We start from the raw sequence: 18881 nt of genomic DNA on the forward strand, positions 1-18881 counted from the left end.
GCTCTGGCTCTGGCTCTGGCTCTTCAGATTGTGATTCGTCGCTCGACTCGTCAACAAAAAAATCGTCAGATTCAAAGCTTTCATCACCTAACAGCGCAGTAAAGTAGTCATCCAGAGCTTGTTCACTGGAGAGACTTGGCTGCGCCAATATTGATTCTTTATTCGCGCTCATTTATCGCCAACCTTTCGAGATAAATAAGCAACTGTTTATAAGCAAATACACCACGGCTACCCGATGCAAAATGAGAGGCTGGTAAGCGCTTTAGGCTCGCATCTCGAAATTTAGTATCTATCGGCACAGCAGACGTCCAAACTTGGTTTGGGTAATCATCTTTGAGCTGCGTTAATGTTTGCAGTGAAGCCTTGGTTCTCTTGTCGTACATTGTTGGGACAATCGTCACCTTAAACGGTGTTTTGCGAGACTTCTGCATGATGGTCAAAGTGCGAATCATGCGCTCTAAGCCCTTCATCGCCAAAAATTCCGTCTGTACCGGAATCAAAATACGATCACTAGCAGCCAATGCATTGACCATCATCACACCCAGAATTGGCGGGCAATCGATCAATACATAGTCGTAATCGTCTTTCAAAGCGGCCAAAGCACGCTTCAAGATTAACCCCATGCCGCTTCGATTTCCCATTACACGGTCTAATGTCGCCAAAGACATGTGGGCAGGAATAATATCGATACCTTCGACTTCCGTTTGTAAAAGCAAAGGTCTTACCGTCTGCGCGTTAAACTCACTCAACTGGAACAGATCAAACAGGCTCGATTCCACCGTATCTGAGTCGTAACCCAAATAGGTGGTCAGTGATGCATGTGGGTCAGTATCAACCAACAGAACACGGTGCCCCTTCAACGCAAGTAAACCTGCTAGAGTCACGGTCGTGGTCGTTTTACCAACACCACCTTTTTGGTTTGCAACACTCCAAACAATCATCTCGATTTACCTAAGCTAACCCAACTTCAACCAAGATCCTTTCCGCGATGCGGTCTAGAGGTAGGTCTTCAGTAGAAATGCCAGCTTTTGCTACAGCTTGAGGCATACCATATACAACACAACTATCTTCGTCTTGTGCCCAAATCGTCGAGCCCGCAGTTTTCAACATACGCGAACCTTCTCGACCATCTGCGCCCATACCGGTCAGTATCATAGACAAGACTTTGTCGCCGTAGATCTTCGCTGCGGAGCCGAATGTGACATCCACACAAGGCTTGTAGTTCATGCGGTCGCCGCCATCGATAATTCTTAGACGTGCAGACCCTGCGCGGCCATCAACCATCATCTGTTTACCACCCGGCGCAAGATACGCTACTCCAGGCTTTAGCACATCACCGTCTTGCGCTTCACGAACTTCAATCTTGCACAAGGTGTTCAATCGACTAGCAAAAGCAGCGGTGAATGTTGCAGGCATATGCTGAACTAACACAATTGGGTGTGGATAGTTGGCAGGGATGCGAGTCAAAATCTTCTGTAGAGCGACAGGGCCGCCAGTCGACGTACCAATTGCTGTTAATTGATACTTCTTACCTGACGCTCTGAATTTCGCCGTTGATGCAACCGCAGGCTTCGCTGTGGAAGTCGCAGCTGTTGTTGAAATTGGTTGGCGCAATGGCGTAGATGTTGAAGTCGTTGCTGTCGCTCTCGGCGCAATAGGAGCACGACGCATAAATGCACGCTTTGCAGCAATCTGAATCACTCGCTGTTGAAGCAATGCAACTGCATCGTCGCGGTTACGTGCGATGTCTTCAAACTTCTTAGGTAAGAAGTCTAGAGCACCTGCATCTAACGCATCTAACGTTGCTCTCGCTCCATCATGCGTTAACGATGAAAACATCAAAATAGGCGTTGGAGACGCGGCCATGATCTCACGAACGGCAGTGATGCCGTCCATGACAGGCATTTCAATGTCCATCGTGATTACGTCAGGTCTTAGCTGTTTCGCTTTCTCAACGGCTTCTTTACCGTTTACTGCAACATCAATGACTTCTAGGCGAGCCTCTGAGTTGATGATCTCGCTAACGCGACGACGAAAAAAACTCGAATCATCAACGACTAATACTTTAATCGCCATATTTATCCTTAAATTAAATTCTTGACGCAGCTGCGTACTGCTTCAACAAGTCCGGCACATCTAGAATCAATGCAATGTGTCCGTCACTTGTAATTGTCGCGCCTGCCATTCCTGGCGTGCCTTGCAGAAGCTTATCAAGCGGCTTGATCACGACTTCTTCTTGACCGATAAGCGTATCGACAACAAAACCAACACGTTGGCTACCAAGTTGTACGATAACAACATGGCCGTGCCCTTTACGCAGTTCAACAATACCCGCTTTAGGAGCAAGCCAGTTTTGCAAGTAGAACAACGGAATAGACTTATCGCGAACGATGATCGTCAGTTGACCATCAACCACGTTTGTGCGGCTTAAATCTAGGTGGAAGATCTCGTTAACCGATGCCAATGGCAACGCAAATGGGTGACCCGCAACACCGACCATTAAGGTTGGTAGAATCGCTAGGGTTAGCGGAACCTTGATGGTGATCTTGGTGCCCTGTCCCATTTCTGAATCAATATCAATAGAGCCGTTCAGTGTGTTGATCGCTGTTTTCACAACGTCCATACCTACACCACGACCAGATATATCCGAGATCTGCTCTTTGCTTGAGAAGCCAGGAGCAAAAATCAGGTTGAAGCACTCTTTATTTGATAAGCGAGACGCTGCATCTTCATCCATCAGACCACGTTTAACCGCGATAGCACGAAGCTTATCAGGGTCCATACCGCCACCGTCATCAACGATAGCTAGCTCAATGTGGTCACCTTCTTGAGAGGCAGACAGAATCACTTTACCCGTTCTAGATTTACCTGCAGCAACACGGTCGTCTGGCATTTCAATACCATGATCGACAGAGTTTCTCACCAAGTGAATCAGGGGATCAGCAAGTGCTTCTACTAAGTTTTTATCAAGGTCCGTTTCTTCGCCACGCATTTCAAGAACGATGTCTTTCTTCAAGCTACGAGCAAGGTCACGGACAACTCGTGGGAAGCGACCAAATACTTTCTTGATCGGTTGCATACGAGTCTTCATTACCGCACCTTGTAGGTCTGCAGTAACAACATCTAAGTTAGAGACAGCTTTCGACATTTCTTCGTCGTTGCTGTTAAGGCCAAGGCTGACAAGTCGGTTACGCACCAATACCAGTTCACCCACCATGTTCATGATGGTGTCTAGTGTTGATGTGTCAACGCGAACTGTCGCTTCAGCTTGCTGCTTCTTCGCCGGCGCTTTAACTTCAGCTTTTGCTGGAGCGCTCGGTTTTGGCTCAGCTTTAACGGCAACTGGCGCGGCTGGTTTAGGCGCAGCTTGAGGTGCTACTGCCTTAACTTCTGCAGGCTTAGTCGCTGCATCCAATTCTTCAATCGAAGGTCCATTACCTGAGCCGTGTAGTTGGTCAAGTAACTTCTCGAACTCTTCGTCAGTCATCAGATCATCGCCTTCAGACATCGCCGAAACAGGTGCTGCAGGAGGCGCTGGCGGAGGAGGAGGCGTTGAACTTGCCGCTGTCGGGCTCTTACCCGCACCGTGCAGTTCATCTAATAACTTTTCAAATTCGTCATCAGTAATATCACCACTGTCAGCAACAGGCTGAGGTGCAGCGGGGGCTGGCGGCGGTGTTGGTGCAGAAGGCGCTGTTGGTGAACCACCTTTACCGTGAAGCTCATCAAGTAAGCGTTCAAACTCATCTTCAGAGATATCATCGACTGAAGATGCATTGATGTTTGAGCTTTCAGCAGTAGGTTCCGGAGCAATAACAGGCTCAGGCGCTGCAACAACAGGTTCAGGGATAATAGGCGCAGGCGCTTCTACTGGTGCCACTTCATCCGCAGACTCTGGTTTGCAGAGACGGTGAAGTTCATCCAATAAAGATTGGTCAGCTGGTACTAAAGGTTCCTGATCTTGCACGGCGCGAAACTGTACATTGACTGTATCTAGCGCCTGCAGCATGGTATCCATCAAACCTGATGTTACGCTGCGTTGGCCGTTTCGTAGAATGTCGAACACATTCTCAGCACCATGACAAGTATCCACCAGCTCAGTTAATGCTAGGAAACCAGCACCACCTTTTACTGTATGGAAACCACGGAAAATAGCATTTAATAGGTCTTTGTCGTCAGGGTTATTCTCAAGCTCTACCAGTTGTTCTGATAGGAGTTCAAGGATTTCTCCTGCTTCGACTAAAAAGTCCTGAAGAATATCTTCGTCTAAATCGTAGCTCATACGTTACCTTTAAAATCCAAGACTGGATAACAAATCGTCGACTTCATCTTGAGATGCGACAGCGTCTTCGCGCTCTTCTGGGTTCATAATTGGACCTTCAGGCGCAATCGATGCTTTCTTCTCTGACTCTGGAGTTGGCTCTTTTTGATTCGCACCGAATACCGTGAGAATCTCGACCAAACGTCCTTCCACCTCATTCACCAAGGTAATAACTTTGCTAATTATCTGCCCAGTTAAATCTTGGAAATCCTGAGCCATCAAGATTTCAGTCAATTGTCCGCGTAGTTCAGTACTGTCGCCTTCTACTTGGACAAGCAATCCATCAATGCGGTGACATAAAGCTTTAAATTGTGCCAGCTCAATGCGGCCATGCATCAGTTCATTCCATTGAGGCCTTACTTGAAGTAAACACTCGTGTAGGTTGTCTGCGATTGGCATACAGCGATCAACAGCGTCCATCGTCTTGTTTGCCGCAACTTCCGTTTTATCAATGACATACTGAAGGCGATCCCTTGCGTCAGGGATTTCGTCATTTGCGATAACGCTGATGCGTTCATCGAAATTGAATTGAGTCAAAGAGTCATGGAGGTCGCGTGTCAGACTTCCTATTTCTTGAAGCATTGGATTGTCTTGAAGACTAAAGTTATCTTCATAAATGCTTCTCACAAGAGAATCAGCATTTTGCTGCTCATCGTTCTCAAGCAGCTCTACTAATTTTTTTGCTTGTTCTAATGAAATCATCCTGAATTCGGCCTTACTCCGCATACTTTGTGCGCTTAGGCTATCGAGATAAACAGATAACTTATCAGCCAGTGTTTACCTAGAAGTGCCTAAATTTATTGATGCTTATAAGCGATCAAAAATCTTATCAAGTTTCTCTTTCAGCGTTGCAGCAGTGAAAGGCTTCACAATGTAACCATTAACACCCGCTTGCGCTGCTTCGATGATCTGCTCACGCTTCGCTTCAGCCGTGATCATAAGCACAGGAAGGTGCTTAAGTTCTGCGTCTGCGCGAATGTGTTTAAGCAGGTCAATCCCTTGCATGCCTGGCATGTTCCAGTCAGTTACCACGAAATCAAATTCGCCTTTTTTCAGCATAGGTAACGCGGTCAAGCCATCATCTGCTTCTTGAGTGTTGTTGAAACCTAAGTCGCGAAGTAGGTTTTTAACAATTCGGCGCATCGTTGAAAAATCATCAACAATGAGAATTTTCATGTTTTTGTTCAAATTAGCCTCCACTGAATAGGATCAGTGTTGTTAGTCGTTCTGTGTCCAAGCACTTAACTTAGTGCGTAAACGCTGCATAGATTGGCTCAGTATTTGGCTGACACGAGATTCGCTGACACCTAACACTTCCCCAATCTCTTTTAAATTGAGTTCTTCGTCGTAATAAAGCGAAAGCACAAGGCCTTCTCTTTCCGGAAGTTGTTTTATCGAATCGATCAAAGCTTGGCGGAATGACTCATCAGCAACCCCTTGAAAAGGCGTATTATCTTGAGAGTCTTCATTCGGAGATATTACATCATCTGAGACGCCTAAATCTTCGATTCCAACCAGTCTTGAGCAATTAATGTCAGTTAAAGCACTGTGATACTGCTCTAAACTGAGCCCCATGTGTTTTGCCACTTCGGCATCACTCGGGTCGCGGTTGAGGATACCCTCTAATTCCGCAATTGCACTGCTGATTTCTCGATTGTTTTTATGAACCGATCTCGGTACCCAATCCCCACGGCGAATGTCATCCAACATTGCCCCGCGAATCCGAATACCTGCATACGTCTCAAAGCTTGCGCCTTTAGTACCATCATAGTTTTGTTGCGCTTCAATCAAGCCAATCATGCCAGCTTGAATTAAGTCATCAACCAAGACATTAGGCGGTAATCGCCCCAACAAGTGATGAGCGATACGTTTAACCAACACAGAATACTTCTCAAAAAAAGCCTGTTGGCTATTGTGATTAGCATGTTGATCGTAAGTAAGCGCTTTATTCACCAAATGGTTCCTCTATAAATTCAGTACGATTCAGCAGCCTTTCAACAAAGAACTCCAAGTGTCCACTTGGCGTTTTTGGTATTGGCCAGGTCAATGCTTTATTAGCCAAAGAGCTGATTGCCAATGCAGCTGGAGAACGAGGGTACGCATCTACTACGATTTTCTGTCTCTTGACTGATTGACGTACTTTATCATCTAAAGGAATACATGCTACGAGTTCGAGGCTCACATTCAAGAAGCGCTCTGTGACCAAAGTCAACTTTGCAAATAATTCTCGGCCTTCGCGGTAGCTTCTGACCATATTTGCAACAACTTTGAATCGCTGAACTTGGTGTTCTCTGCTTAAAAGCTTAATCAAAGCATATGCATCCGTGATCGAGGTAGGTTCATCACATACCACAACAACCACGTCTTGCGCCGCTCTTGAGAAGCTGATCACCATGTCCGAAATGCCAGCTGCGGTATCAACCAACAAGATGTCCATCTCGTCTTCAAGCGAACCGAATGCGCGAATCAAACCAGCATGCTGAGCGTGTGAAAGTTCTGTCATGCTTTGTGTGCCCGATGTCGCTGGAATAATTTTAATTCCGTGCGGACCTTCGACAATCGCATCCTTAAGTTCACATTCGCCAGCCAACACATGCCCAAGGTTTCGTTTAGAACGAATACCTAGCATGATATCGACGTTCGCTAGCCCTAAATCGGCATCTAGCACCATGACTTTTTTGCCTTGGCGCGCCATGCAAATAGCCATACCTAACGTCACATTAGATTTACCAACGCCTCCCTTACCACCGGTTACAGCGATAACTTTTGTGAGTGAAGGCTTGGTTAAGCGACGGAGGCCGCTAGCTTGATCATGTATCATATTTTCATTCATATTTATCCGCCGCCTAGAGCCCTTCAGAATCGCTATTCCAGTAATGAGGTTCATTCTCTGTAGATTTTTCTAATAACTCATTGGCCTTAGCAATCATGTACTTTGGCTGAGCTATGACGATATCTTCAGGAACTCGTTGACCATTTGCTATGTAAGCAACTGGTAATGCATTTTGTATTACGACACTGATGAATTCACCTAGACTTAGGGATTCATCCAGCTTAGTCATGATGCATCCCGACAACGGGATTCTTCTAAAGTGTTCAATTGTTTCTTGCAGCACTTTGCGTTGCGCGGTTGCAGGCAACACAAGGTAGCTATTGATAACGGAACCACTCTCTTGCATCAATGTGTCTAGCTGCTCAGATAGGCGAACATCTCGTTGTCCCATGCCTGCAGTATCGACCAGAATCAGGCGACGATTACGTAACTGATATATTACATCGGCCAGTTCGCTAGAATCTTTAGCAACTCTTACAGGACAACCCATAATTCGACCGTAGATCGATAACTGCTCATGTGCACCTATACGATATGTATCAGTTGTCACTAGTGCGACGTTATCAGCGCCATATTCCATGGCAGCACGTGCAGCTAGCTTTGCAACAGTCGTTGTTTTACCCACGCCGGTTGGGCCAAGTAGAGCCACAATACCGCCGCGTTTTAAAATATCTTTTTGTGTAACGGAGATTTGGTCAGCAACCAGTGCTAACAAAGCCTTCCATGCACGTGCAGGTTTAGTATCTTCAGGAATGTAGCAAGCCATTTGATCGGCAAGCTCTGCAGATACACCCATACGCTCAAGGCGCTTAATAAGCATCGCTCTGAGCGGTTCACGACGCTCAACTTCTTGCCACATTAACCCGGAAACTTGATGCTCTAACAGACGACGAATTGAGGTCATCTCTTCACGCATCGTTTCCATTTCAGTATCAGAACCTTTGGATTGAGTATTCTCTCGACCACGATCATAACGGGTCGGATCCAAGCGAGGTGCCGGGCGCTCTACTCTGCGGTCTTCAGCAATCAACTTAGACAAACCCGTTTCACGAGCAAATGCTGAATCAAGATTGCCGTGAGACTGTTGGTTTCCGTGAGATTGCTGATGGCCATGAGACTTATGACCCGTGCTTGATTGGCGATTGAGCAATGCTGACAATGAATCTTCATTTTCAGCACGATGTTGTGGCTCATCATCGGCGCCATGGCTGTATTGCTTTAGCATGTTCGCAAAGCGCTTGGTCATTGAGCGTCCACCTTCAGCATTCGACTGTAGGCTAACCTTGTCATCATCTAATTGACGTCGCCCTGCAGGAGCTGCGGGCGCGGCCATTTGCGTATATTGGCTTTGGGCAGGCTGCTGAGGTTTATTTAGTCTCTGGCTCGCTGTCGACGGGCTGGATTCGCCATCAATAGCGGCAACAATTTCCACGCCACCTGCGACCTTTTTGTTAGACATGATCACAGCTTCTGAACCAAGTTCTTCTTTAACTTGGAGCAGAGCCGTTCGCATATCTTTTGCAAAAAATCGTTTAATTTTCAATTCGATTGTCCGTTCTAATTAGGCGGCTTAATTACCAACAGCTTGTACGATACGTATCTGCTTTTCGTCCGGTATTTCTTGGTAAGACAAGACTCGTAAGCTTGGGATCGTGTTCTTCACGAACTTAGCCAGAGTCGAACGCAACACGCCAGAGGTCAATAGTACCGCGGGCTCACCTTTCAGCTCTTGCTCTTGTGTAGCGTGGCTGAGGGAGGTCTGTAAACGTTCGGCTAAACCAGGTTCAATACCAGCAGATTCTCCGCCGGATGCCTGCATGGTTTGATGCAAGATTTGTTCCAGCTCAGGAATCAAGGTTATCACTGGCAATTCTGGCTCTATACCATTGATTTCTTGAACAATTAATCGTTTCAATGAGATGCGAACCGCCGCAGTTAGTATGTCAGGTTCTTGACTCTTACCTGAATACTCCGACAAAGTTTGGACTATGGTTCGAATGTCACGAATTGGAATCGCTTCATTCAACAGGTTCTGTAGTACTTTCACAACCACACCCAACTGCAATTGATCCGGTACAAAACCTTCGACCAGCTTAGGTGTTGAGCGGCTGAGCATCTCAAGTAAGTTCTGAACTTCTTCGTGGCCAATGAGCTGCGATGCATTGTTAGTTAGCAGTTGGCTAAGGTGTGTCGCCAGTACTGTAGAAGAATCTACAACGGTATAACCTAGAGCTTGTGCGTGTTCACGCTGCTCTTCACGAATCCAAACCGCTTCAAGGCCAAAGGCAGGGTCAATCGTCGGCTCGCCATCGATCATGCCATAGACTTGGCCTGGGTTAATCGCGAGCTCCATGTCTGGCTTAATCTCAGCTTCACCCACAGCAACACCCATCAAGGTAATGCGGTAGCTGTTTGGTGTCAGTTCTAGGTTATCGCGAATGTGTACTGCTGGGATCAAGAAACCAAAGTCTTGAGACAGCTTTTTACGCACACCTTTAACACGCTCAAGCAATTCCCCGCCTTGGTCTCTATCAACCAAAGGAATTAAACGGTAACCCACTTCTAAACCAATAATATCGACAGGTTGAACATCATCCCAAGAGAGCTCCTTCTGAGAGCCTACTTCTCCATTCGCTTCAACTGTCGCCGGAAGGTTAGGTTCTTCCGCCTTCTTCTTGTTCTTTTTATCGATGTAATACGCCCCCGCTCCTGCAACGATGGCAAGGCTCAAGAACGAGAAATGTGGCATACCCGGAACAATACCCATGATGCCAAGGATGGCGGCGGTGATCATCAAGGCTTTTGGATTGTCGAACATCTGGAAGACAAGTTGCTCACCCATATCTTCATCAGTATTTTGGCGCGTTACCATCATCGCAGCTGCAATAGACAGTAATAGAGATGGAATTTGTGCAACCAGACCATCACCGATAGTCAGTAGCGTGTAGATTTCGATTGCTTCACCAAAACCAAGGTCAAACTGAGCCATACCAATGCTCAAGCCACCAATGATGTTGATGAATAAGATTAAGATACCGGCGATCGCATCGCCTTTAACAAACTTAGAAGCACCGTCCATCGAACCGTAGAAGTCAGCTTCTTTGGTTACTTCAAAACGTCTCAGACGCGCCTGGTCTTGGTCGATCAAACCTGCGTTCAAGTCGGCATCGATTGCCATCTGTTTACCCGGTAAGGCGTCTAACGTGAAACGCGCGCTTACTTCCGAGATACGACCCGCACCTTTGGTTACAACCATGAAGTTGATGATCATAAGAATCAAGAACACCACTAGACCTACCGCATAGTTACCACCGATAACCACGTTACCGAAGGCTTCAATCACATTACCGGCCGCGTCGCCACCTTCATGACCATGGAGCAATACCACACGTGTCGAAGCAACGTTCAAGGCCAATCGAAGTAGAGTCGCAATCAGCAGGACGGTTGGGAATGCAGCGAAGTCTAAAGGCCTGCGGGTATATACCGAGACCAGTAGCACAACCATAGACAGTGCAATGTTGAAGGTGAAGAACATATCCAACAAGAAAGCTGGAATGGGCAACACCACCATAGCAAGCGTTGCAAGTACCATAACAGGTGCACCAATCGCAGGCATGGCACGGTTAGGGATTTTAGGTAGCTTGTCCACAAAAGGCAGGGAGAATTTCATAAATCTAGACAGTTTCGCTATGTTGTAGCTCTCTGAACAAGTGGATTAGGTCTTAGTCAGGGCTGTTTGCTATGGGCTTATAATGTTCAGGCTACTACAGCAAACACTGTACCAACATCTCACGTCAAATTATCGCCATCACCTCTATAAAAGGAAGATTAGCTAGCTCGCTATTATCAGGGTTCATCACGCAGAGCTCAAGCAATTGATCTAATGACGTAAATCAGGTGGGATCGGCATATTAGAATCTTGCAGTTTTGGTCGCTCACCACCTCGTTTTCGGTACTGTTTAAGCTGGAAAACATATGCAAGCACTTGTGCAACTGCCGTAAACAGACCGTCAGGAATTTGTTGTTCTAGCTCAGTGGTGTGATAAAGTGCCCTCGCCAATGGCGGCGCTGGAACGATATATATGTCGTTTGCACGCGCAATCTCTCGGATCTTCATCGCCATGTGGTCGACACCTTTAGCAACCACAATTGGTGCTTTGTCTTGATTCTGCTTGTAGCGCAGCGCCACTGAAAAGTGTTCCGGGTTGGTCACAATCACATCCGCTTGAGGGACATCGGCCATCATGCGACGCTGAGCCGCTTCCCTTTGAAGCATACGAATTCGGCCTTTCACTTCCGGCTTACCTTCAGTGTCTTTGAATTCGTCTTTGACTTCTTGTTTGGTCATCTTCAATTGATCGGCGTGTTGCCAGATCTGGAACGGGATATCAATCGCCACCACAATCAGCAGTGAGCAGCTGATCAACAGGATAAAATTGAGCAAGATATCCAAGGCATGAAAGATGTTCTGCGGGTACACATCCATACTCAGCTGCATTAAATCATGCTGAGAGGCTTGAATCAGATAAATCGCCATCCCCGATACGAGCGCTACTTTAAGAATAGACTTGAGCAGTTCAACCCAACTTTGCAGGCCAAACATACGCTTGATACCACTCAGTGGGTTGAGCTTAGACGCCTTTGGCATCGCCGCTTGCATTGAGAAGTTAATCCCACCGACACCCGCAGCGCCGATGACGGCAGCAACAAATAAGGTTATCAGTATCAAAAACAGCGGAAAAAGCAGGTTCACCATTGCGCCACCAGCGATTTCAAGCAGCTTATTGGTGTCAAAGATTTCGTCGCGACTCAAAGAGAACAGACGTTGCATCGCCTCGAACAAAGCCTTCGCCATCGATTCGCCAAACCACATTAATGCAATCGCACCGACAATTAGTACCGATGCTGACGCTAGCTCTTTTGACCTTGCAACCTGCCCTTTCTCTTTGGCCTGTTGCAAGCGTTTGGGCGTGGCGTCTTCTGTGCGTTCTTGACCGTCTGACTCTGCCATTTCAGTCTCCTAGCAATCTAACCGGATTAGACGACATATCTGTTGTTCGCCCTGCATCCAGAATAGCTCATAGTGACTATACAAGCCGCCAAGGATGTACCAACAAAGTAACAGACCCACGAGTAGCGCAAATGCAAAACCCAAAGAAAAGATGTTTAACTGAGGTGCCGCACGCGTCATTACACCAAAAGAGAGATTAATCGTGAGCAGCGCGATAATGCCCGACAAGGACATCGCCAATGCCGTTTTGAACATGATACCGAGCCACAACGCGAGCTCTCGAAAATCAACAGAGGTCAGAGAACCACTGCCAATCGGCAAGGTCTTAAAGCTAAACACCACCAGCTGCAGCATTTTCAAGTGACCATCGGTCGCCAAGAAAAACATGGTCGCAAGCAACATGAACAGTTGACCAAGTACCGGCGTGTTTTGCCCGTTCGCCGGGTCGACCATTGAAGCAAAACCCAAGCTCGATTGCATACCCAAGATCTGGCCGAGCATGACGAAGGTTTGAATCATGAACTGGGTAACAAAGCCCATGGCCACGCCAATCACGATCTGTTCAAAGACAGTCAGGAAGCCTTGAAAGGACAGAAGTTCAATCTCTTTAGGAACGGCCGGAATTGCAGGCATCACCGCAAAAGTGATCGCCAAGCCTAAATACAGACGAATACGCGGTGACACGAAGCGTGCCCCTGTTACCGTCATCACCATCAGCATCGCTGAGATGCGAGTGTATGGCCAAAAATAATTGGCTAACCACTCTAGTACAAGGCTCGTTGGGTATTCCATATCGATTTAATACAGAACTTGCGGCAAGCGTTCGATGAGCTCAAAAAAGAACTCCATCATCATCTGGGTCATCCAGTGTGCGAATAGCATCAACGCCAACAAAGTTACGATCAAACGCGGCAGGAAACTCAGTGTTTGTTCGTTGATTGAGGTCGCGGCTTGGAAAACAGCCACAACCAAACCGATCAGCAGGCTAGGAATAATGATGGCGCAAACCATGATTAATACCATCCAAAGGGCATCTCGGAACAACTCTACGAATATTTCAGGATTCATTATTCCCCCAGCTACAAGGCAAAACTGCCGGCGAGTGTGGAGAGTATCAAGTTCCAGCCATCAACCAGAACAAACAGCATCAACTTAAACGGCAACGATACAATCATCGGTGACAACATCATCATACCCATAGCCATCAATACCGATGCCACCACCAGGTCGATGATTAGGAACGGCAAAAACAACATAAAGCCGATCTGGAAAGCCGTTTTTAATTCTGAGGTGATAAATGCTGGAATCAGAACCGCCATCGAAACATCTTCAGGGTTAGTCACTTCCGCGCCAGAAATCTCGACAAAGGTTTCAAGATCTTTGATTCGAGTCTGTTTGAGCATGAAGGATTTAATCGGTTCTTGGGCAACATCAAATGCCTGTCGTGCCGATATCTGTTCATTTAGATAAGGCTGAACTGCTTGTTCGTTAACTTGATTAATGACTGGCGACATGATGAAGAAGGTCAAGAATATCGCGATACCAATAATGACTTGGTTAGACGGTGTTTGTTGTAGACCCATCGCCTGACGCAAGATAGACATCACTACCACAATACGAGTGAACGATGTCATCAAAATCACCATCGCCGGCAAGAAGCCAAGCATGGTCATTAACGCAAGAATTTGCAGGTTAATCGAGTAATCTTCGCCGCCATTGGCATTGGTTGTCATGGTAAAGGCAGGTATGCCGCCACCATTGCCAGTCAAGCTTCCCGTGGTCATGGTTGTCGATTTGGCTTGGTCTTGTTCCATCGTGCTGATAGTGACCGATTCCGAGCCAGCGGTATTCGCAGGAATGACGGTGCCGTCTTCAGCTTGTGCAAATACCGACACGCTGAATACGATTGAGCATAGGAGAATAAGCTGAACCAACCACACTTTCACCGTTCGGAAAGCTCCTGCTTGGTGAAAGTAAGAGGAGTTCAAAAGTCCGTTACTTGTTTGCATCTTTTTTTATTAGCTGGGAAAGCTGACTTGAAAATGTACTTTTTTCCAGCATCTCCTGAGTAAGAGGTTTATCGAGCTTAGAGATCAGCTGAATCGATTGTGTGGTAATCCCTACCAAGAACTGTTCATCACCCGCTTGCACAATAGCGATACGCTCTTTAGTACCAACAGGGATTTGCCTAACAATCGCCAAACCTTGTTGATTCGACATCGCAGGCACTTGCATTCGCTTGAGCAGCCAAGCAATAAATAAAATGAAGGCTATAACGAAAATTAGCGACCCAAAGGTGGTCGCTAAATCGAGAGAAGGCGGCGTTGCAGCAAAGGCAATAGAAGGACAAGAGAACAAAGCTCCCCCCATAATTAGCCTAGCCAATCTTGGAGACAGAAAGCTCATTAACGCAGCTTCTTAATTCGTTCTGTCTGGCTAATAACGTCAGTCAAACGAATACCAAACTTGTCGTTTACTACAACCACTTCACCGTGAGCAATCAGAGTTCCGTTGACCATCACGTCTAGTGACTCACCAGCGATTCGATCAAGCTCAACAACCGAACCTTGGTTCAATTGGAGTAAGTTGCGGATACTGATCTGAGAGCGGCCAACTTCCATCGAAATAGTCACTGGAATATCCATAATGGTATCCAGCTTACGACGCTCATCTTCAGAAATCGGAGATGATGAATCGGTTAGCTCATCAAGTGGTGCCGCAAGCACATCATCAACATCAATTGACGGCGCTGAAGGATCTTCACCAAGTGCTGCAGCCCATTCGTCTGCTAGCTTTTGATCTTCACTAGGTTCCATTACCAATTCCTATACTTTTATCTATTTTTCTATTCGTCATCATCGCTGTTTTCGAGTTCAGACATTAAGTCTTTACCTAGAAAAGCGAGATCAGTTTTAACCACATGGGGTCTTTGAATTTTTTCCGAAATCTGAACTGCAAGCTTCTCACCAGAACGGCCCATTTTCACACGATAAGTCGGCAGTTCTTCGACAAACATGGTTGCGTGTTCAGGCATGTTCATTGGGATAACATCACCAGGGCGCAGCTCCATCAGATCACGAAGGGAAATATCTTGCTCTAGCAAATTCACACGGAAGTTGACGGGCACATCCATGATCTCATCACGCAGTGCGGTACTCCAACGAACATCGGTTTCCATCTTGTCTGATTGAACACCCGCATCAAGCAATTCACGGATCGGCTCAACCATGGAGTAAGGCATGACAACGTGGAAGTCACCACCACCTCCATCCACTTCAATGTGGAACGAACTCACAACAATCACTTCGGTTGGGCTCACAATGTTCGCCATACTTGGGTTCACTTCAGAATCCAAGTATTCAAACTCAACCCCCATCACTGGAGACCAAGCTTCTTTGTAATCTTCAAAAACAATTTTCAGTAGTAACTGAATGATTCGTCTTTCAGTAGGCGTGAATTCACGACCTTCAATCTTGGCGTGGAAACGACCATCACCGCCAAAAAAGTTCTCTACGAGAATGAAAACCAGACGAGCTTCCATGGTGATCAGTGCCGTACCCTTTAATGGACGGAAACGAACCATGTTTAAACTGGTGGGTACATACAATGTGTTTTGGTACTCGCCAAACTTCATCATCTGTACGCCGTTGATCGACACTTCAGCCGTTTTACGTAACATATTAAACAAGCTGATACGCATATGACGTGCGAAGCGCTCGTTAATAAGTTCAAGGGTCGGCATTCGACCACGGACGATTCGATCTTGAGATGAGAAGTCGAAATTGACCGCATTGTCATTTTCGGTTTCTAAGACATCTTCAACTTCTTCAACATCATCAACGCCATGTAACAGCGCATCAATTTCGTCTTGGCTTAATAAATCGGTCACAAATTACCTATTGAATTACGAAGTCAGTGAATAACACTTTTTCAATCACAGGCTGGCCAACAGCTTGAGCCAGACTTGCTTTAATATCTTCTGTTGCCTTGTCACGCAGTTCTACTCGTCCAGTGGGTGAGCGCAATTGGTCAACCGTTGCCGAAGCAAACGTGGCCAGTAGCGTACTTTCTACAAGTGGAGAGTGGTAACGAGCCAGGTCTTCATTCTTACTGCCACGTACCATGAGTTGTGCTTTTATCTGAACTAGGCGATCTTTTTTGTCACCTGTCACATTAAACAAGAAGGGCTGAGGAATATTAACATACATAACAGGCTCTGCAGCGACCACAGCCGTTGCTGGCTGAGACTGAGATTCAGAGGCGCTATCGTCAGAACCTAAGAAAAAGTACAGCGCACCACCTATACCAAGCAGTAACACGACTACGGCAATAATGATTATAAGGAGCTTGCTCTTCCCTTTAGGTGCATCTTGTTCTTCTGCCATACTTTACTCTAACTTCCTGTTCTTTCGATTAACTGATGGTTTTTTCTATTAACCAAGCGTTCTTAGCCTGATATTAGGCATAATAACTAATTCCATCACGCTTTGATGCGACATTCAATTCAAGATTGCTGCCACTATCAAGGTTTTCATCACCTTGCGTATCATTTGTGCGGTTAGCGCCGGATTGTTGCTCACCATTGTTGTATCTATCTTGTCCCTGACCGGAGTTCTGTTGTTGAACAGACGAATCGGCAAGCTGCAGACCTTGCTGAGCAAGCATCTCTCTCAAGCGAGGTAAGGTTTGTTCAATCACATCTCTCGCTTGCTGATTGCTCACGGTAAAGTGCACGTTTGCCACGTCATTATTCATGGTCATGCGGATTTTCATTTGGCCCAGTTCTGGTGGGTCGAGACGGATGTCCAAGTTCTTAAGGTTCTTAGACATCATCATTTGTACTTTTTCAGCCACCTGCTCATTGGCTAGCTCTTTGGTGAGCTGTAAGGGCGCTTGTTGAGCAGCTTGAATTTCAGCTCGTGTAGGTGCTGAACCCACCGTTGCTGTACCTTGTGCACCAGCCGCAGAAGCGATCTGCTGGGCAAAGGTCGAATCTTTAGAATCTTCTTTAGCACCCGCTTTACCCAAACCAGACAGTGCTGCTGCACCGGCGCCCGCTTTAAGAAGCGTATCAGTCGAGCCTGCTTTTGTGGCAGGTGGCGTTGCATTCATCGCCATACCTTGCGCGGTTAAAGCTGGATCCAGCGTTGCTTGCTGCTGAGGTGAAGCAACATTAGCTTGTTGGGCTGCATGTGCATTATTGGCGTGCAGCATTGCCGCCTTATCCGTAAGAGCATTGTTTGCTGATTGAGAAGCGGCCTGCGCTGACACTTGTTGTGCCGCCGTCGCTACAGCTGCTGTTGATGCTGCCGCAGCTAAGGCTTTAGTTTCGCTTGAATCCGTATTATCCCAATCAATAGCAGCGGGTTCACCGGACACACTGTTCGCAGCCGGAGCTTGACTTAGCAAAGCCGTTGCTTGTTGTTGAACGTTAGTGAGCTGTTGATTCAATAGGTCTAGGTTAGAGGTCGCTTTAGCCAAAGCGGCTTGCTCATCAACCGTCAACTTAGCACCACTTTGTTGCTTCTGAAGCAAGCTATCGACAACAGGCTGCTCTGATTCGATTTGTCCATTCAATTGGTTTAGCGCTTTGGTATGGGCATCCACCTGCTTTGCAAGTTCAATATCCGCGGCTGACAATGCTTGGCTCTGCTCGGCAGCAACCGCACTAGCTGCATTCTTTTGGCTCAGCTCTCGGCTCATACTGGCTTCAATTTGTTCTGGAGTGACGCCTTTATCCATCAACTGTCGAATTTCAGCATCAGTTAGCTGAGAAACACCCTTACCTCCGGTAAGTACAGCGATTTCAGAGTCGACTTCAAGGCTCTTCTCTTGATTTGCAGCCTTAGCTTGTTGTGTCGCCTTATCCGTAACGGAAGCTCCTGCAACAGAAGCACCGGTGATATGACCTTGGGCTTGTTCTACCTGACCTTGCTGAGGCAAGCCTTTGCCGTTTGGCGCTTGATTGAGAGTTTTGTTTGCCTCATCCAATTGACCAAGCAATTTATTGCCTTCACTCATCGCTGCATTGGCTTGCGATGCCTGCGCAGCACCATCTACCGTTGATGAACCCTGATTTTGGGATTGAGCAATATGTTCTTTAGATTCGTTAGTTGTAGCCTGCGCATCTTTACCATCTACCTTATCTGCGACAGTCTTATCAGCGACAGTGCTATCAGTGCCCGAATTGGCTTTGAGCTTATCCTCAGATCCAGACGCAGCCTCTGCTGATGTTTTATCAGCAGCTTTCTCGCCTTCTACTTCTGAAGCTGCTTGCTTGCTTTGCGCTTCGCTCACTTCGTCAGTAGCCTTTGATTCAGCGGAATCACCTTTGTTCGCTTCGGCTGACGCTTCACCTTCGGTAGATGTCTGTTTAGTATCAGGTTTCGCAGTGCTTTCTGTGTCTTTTGCTGCGACTTTACTGTCACTTTCTTCAAAGCCGAGCGCTTCTTTAAAGGACTCAAAGAAACCTTTAGAGTCGCCGGTTTCTTCTACCTTGGAAGAGGCAGAACCGGTGTCCAACAACGATGACGTTTTGTTGGTCGCTGAATTTGAGGAAAGACTAACATTCATATATACAAGCTCTATCTACTAGCTTTGCTGCCATGAATCAGGCAACAAAAAGAAAGTCGGATGCTTTTCATGCCTTTGGTGGGCATAACGCGCAATTTTATATAAAACGGAGCAAGAAACATGCCTATAAGTTCGGTTTTCAC

The 18881-nt window shown here is 46.7% G+C and carries 18 protein-coding genes and 1 pseudogene; all 19 read right to left on the reverse strand.

Annotated features, from left to right (window positions below; all coding sequences use genetic code 11):
- Window positions 1-172: pseudogene (locus tag AB4484_RS12700) on the reverse strand (chemotaxis protein CheW); the annotation flags it as partial.
- A complete protein-coding gene (locus AB4484_RS12705; protein WP_372078504.1) occupies window positions 159-941 on the reverse strand; it encodes a ParA family protein in 783 nt (260 codons plus the stop codon). The pseudogene AB4484_RS12700 and the gene AB4484_RS12705, both read right to left, overlap by 14 nt.
- 10 nt (window positions 942-951) lie before the next feature.
- Window positions 952-2076, reverse strand: a complete 1125-nt coding sequence (locus tag AB4484_RS12710) for a chemotaxis response regulator protein-glutamate methylesterase (RefSeq protein WP_086971116.1) — start codon at window positions 2074-2076, stop codon at window positions 952-954.
- A gap of 13 nt (window positions 2077-2089) precedes the next feature.
- A complete protein-coding gene (locus AB4484_RS12715) occupies window positions 2090-4282 on the reverse strand; it encodes a chemotaxis protein CheA (protein WP_372078506.1) in 2193 nt (730 codons plus the stop codon).
- Window positions 4283-4291: 9 nt separating this feature from the next.
- Window positions 4292-5023, reverse strand: coding sequence for a protein phosphatase CheZ (locus AB4484_RS12720; protein WP_017064113.1), 732 nt, complete (start codon window positions 5021-5023; stop codon window positions 4292-4294).
- 105 nt (window positions 5024-5128) lie between these two features.
- On the reverse strand, window positions 5129-5497 hold the full coding sequence (cheY, locus tag AB4484_RS12725) for a chemotaxis response regulator CheY (protein ID WP_016767062.1): 369 nt from the start codon (window positions 5495-5497) through the stop codon (window positions 5129-5131).
- Window positions 5498-5539: 42 nt separating this feature from the next.
- Entirely contained in the window at window positions 5540-6274 is a 735-nt protein-coding gene (locus tag AB4484_RS12730) for an RNA polymerase sigma factor FliA (protein ID WP_017060667.1), read from the reverse strand.
- On the reverse strand, window positions 6267-7154 hold the full coding sequence (locus AB4484_RS12735; protein ID WP_048661509.1) for a MinD/ParA family protein: 888 nt from the start codon (window positions 7152-7154) through the stop codon (window positions 6267-6269). The genes AB4484_RS12730 and AB4484_RS12735 overlap by 8 nt, the downstream gene beginning before the upstream one ends.
- 13 nt (window positions 7155-7167) lie before the next feature.
- A complete protein-coding gene (gene flhF, locus AB4484_RS12740) occupies window positions 7168-8697 on the reverse strand; it encodes a flagellar biosynthesis protein FlhF (RefSeq protein WP_372078509.1) in 1530 nt (509 codons plus the stop codon).
- Between the two features lie 27 nt (window positions 8698-8724).
- Window positions 8725-10824, reverse strand: a complete 2100-nt coding sequence (gene flhA, locus AB4484_RS12745; protein ID WP_017064115.1) for a flagellar biosynthesis protein FlhA — start codon at window positions 10822-10824, stop codon at window positions 8725-8727.
- Window positions 10825-11034: 210 nt separating this feature from the next.
- The gene (gene flhB / locus AB4484_RS12750; RefSeq protein WP_372078511.1) at window positions 11035-12165 is read right to left on the reverse strand and encodes a flagellar biosynthesis protein FlhB; all 1131 of its coding nucleotides are present in this window, start codon (window positions 12163-12165) and stop codon (window positions 11035-11037) included.
- A 9-nt stretch (window positions 12166-12174) separates the two neighbouring features.
- Entirely contained in the window at window positions 12175-12957 is a 783-nt protein-coding gene (fliR, locus tag AB4484_RS12755; protein WP_017060672.1) for a flagellar biosynthetic protein FliR, read from the reverse strand.
- 6 nt (window positions 12958-12963) lie between these two features.
- Window positions 12964-13233 (reverse strand): flagellar biosynthesis protein FliQ, encoded by a 270-nt coding sequence (gene fliQ, locus AB4484_RS12760; protein ID WP_029235191.1) that lies wholly within the window; start codon window positions 13231-13233, stop codon window positions 12964-12966.
- 11 nt (window positions 13234-13244) lie between these two features.
- A complete protein-coding gene (gene fliP, locus AB4484_RS12765; protein WP_081090241.1) occupies window positions 13245-14174 on the reverse strand; it encodes a flagellar type III secretion system pore protein FliP in 930 nt (309 codons plus the stop codon).
- Window positions 14161-14571, reverse strand: coding sequence for a flagellar biosynthetic protein FliO (gene fliO / locus AB4484_RS12770; protein WP_372078513.1), 411 nt, complete (start codon window positions 14569-14571; stop codon window positions 14161-14163). The genes fliP and fliO overlap by 14 nt, the downstream gene beginning before the upstream one ends.
- Entirely contained in the window at window positions 14571-14981 is a 411-nt protein-coding gene (gene fliN / locus AB4484_RS12775; protein WP_004739851.1) for a flagellar motor switch protein FliN, read from the reverse strand. The genes fliO and fliN overlap by 1 nt, the downstream gene beginning before the upstream one ends.
- A gap of 29 nt (window positions 14982-15010) precedes the next feature.
- Window positions 15011-16054, reverse strand: a complete 1044-nt coding sequence (gene fliM / locus AB4484_RS12780) for a flagellar motor switch protein FliM (protein WP_017631770.1) — start codon at window positions 16052-16054, stop codon at window positions 15011-15013.
- A gap of 7 nt (window positions 16055-16061) precedes the next feature.
- Window positions 16062-16550 (reverse strand): flagellar basal body-associated protein FliL, encoded by a 489-nt coding sequence (fliL, locus tag AB4484_RS12785; protein ID WP_086971103.1) that lies wholly within the window; start codon window positions 16548-16550, stop codon window positions 16062-16064.
- A 73-nt stretch (window positions 16551-16623) separates the two neighbouring features.
- Window positions 16624-18738 carry a flagellar hook-length control protein FliK gene (locus AB4484_RS12790; RefSeq protein WP_372078514.1) on the reverse strand — a complete coding sequence of 705 codons (2115 nt, stop codon included), beginning with the start codon at window positions 18736-18738 and terminating at the stop codon, window positions 16624-16626.
- Window positions 18739-18881: the final 143 nt, after the last annotated feature.

The sequence above is a fragment of the Vibrio sp. 10N.261.46.A3 genome (assembly GCF_041472995.1).
GTDB lineage: Bacteria > Pseudomonadota > Gammaproteobacteria > Enterobacterales > Vibrionaceae > Vibrio > Vibrio coralliirubri.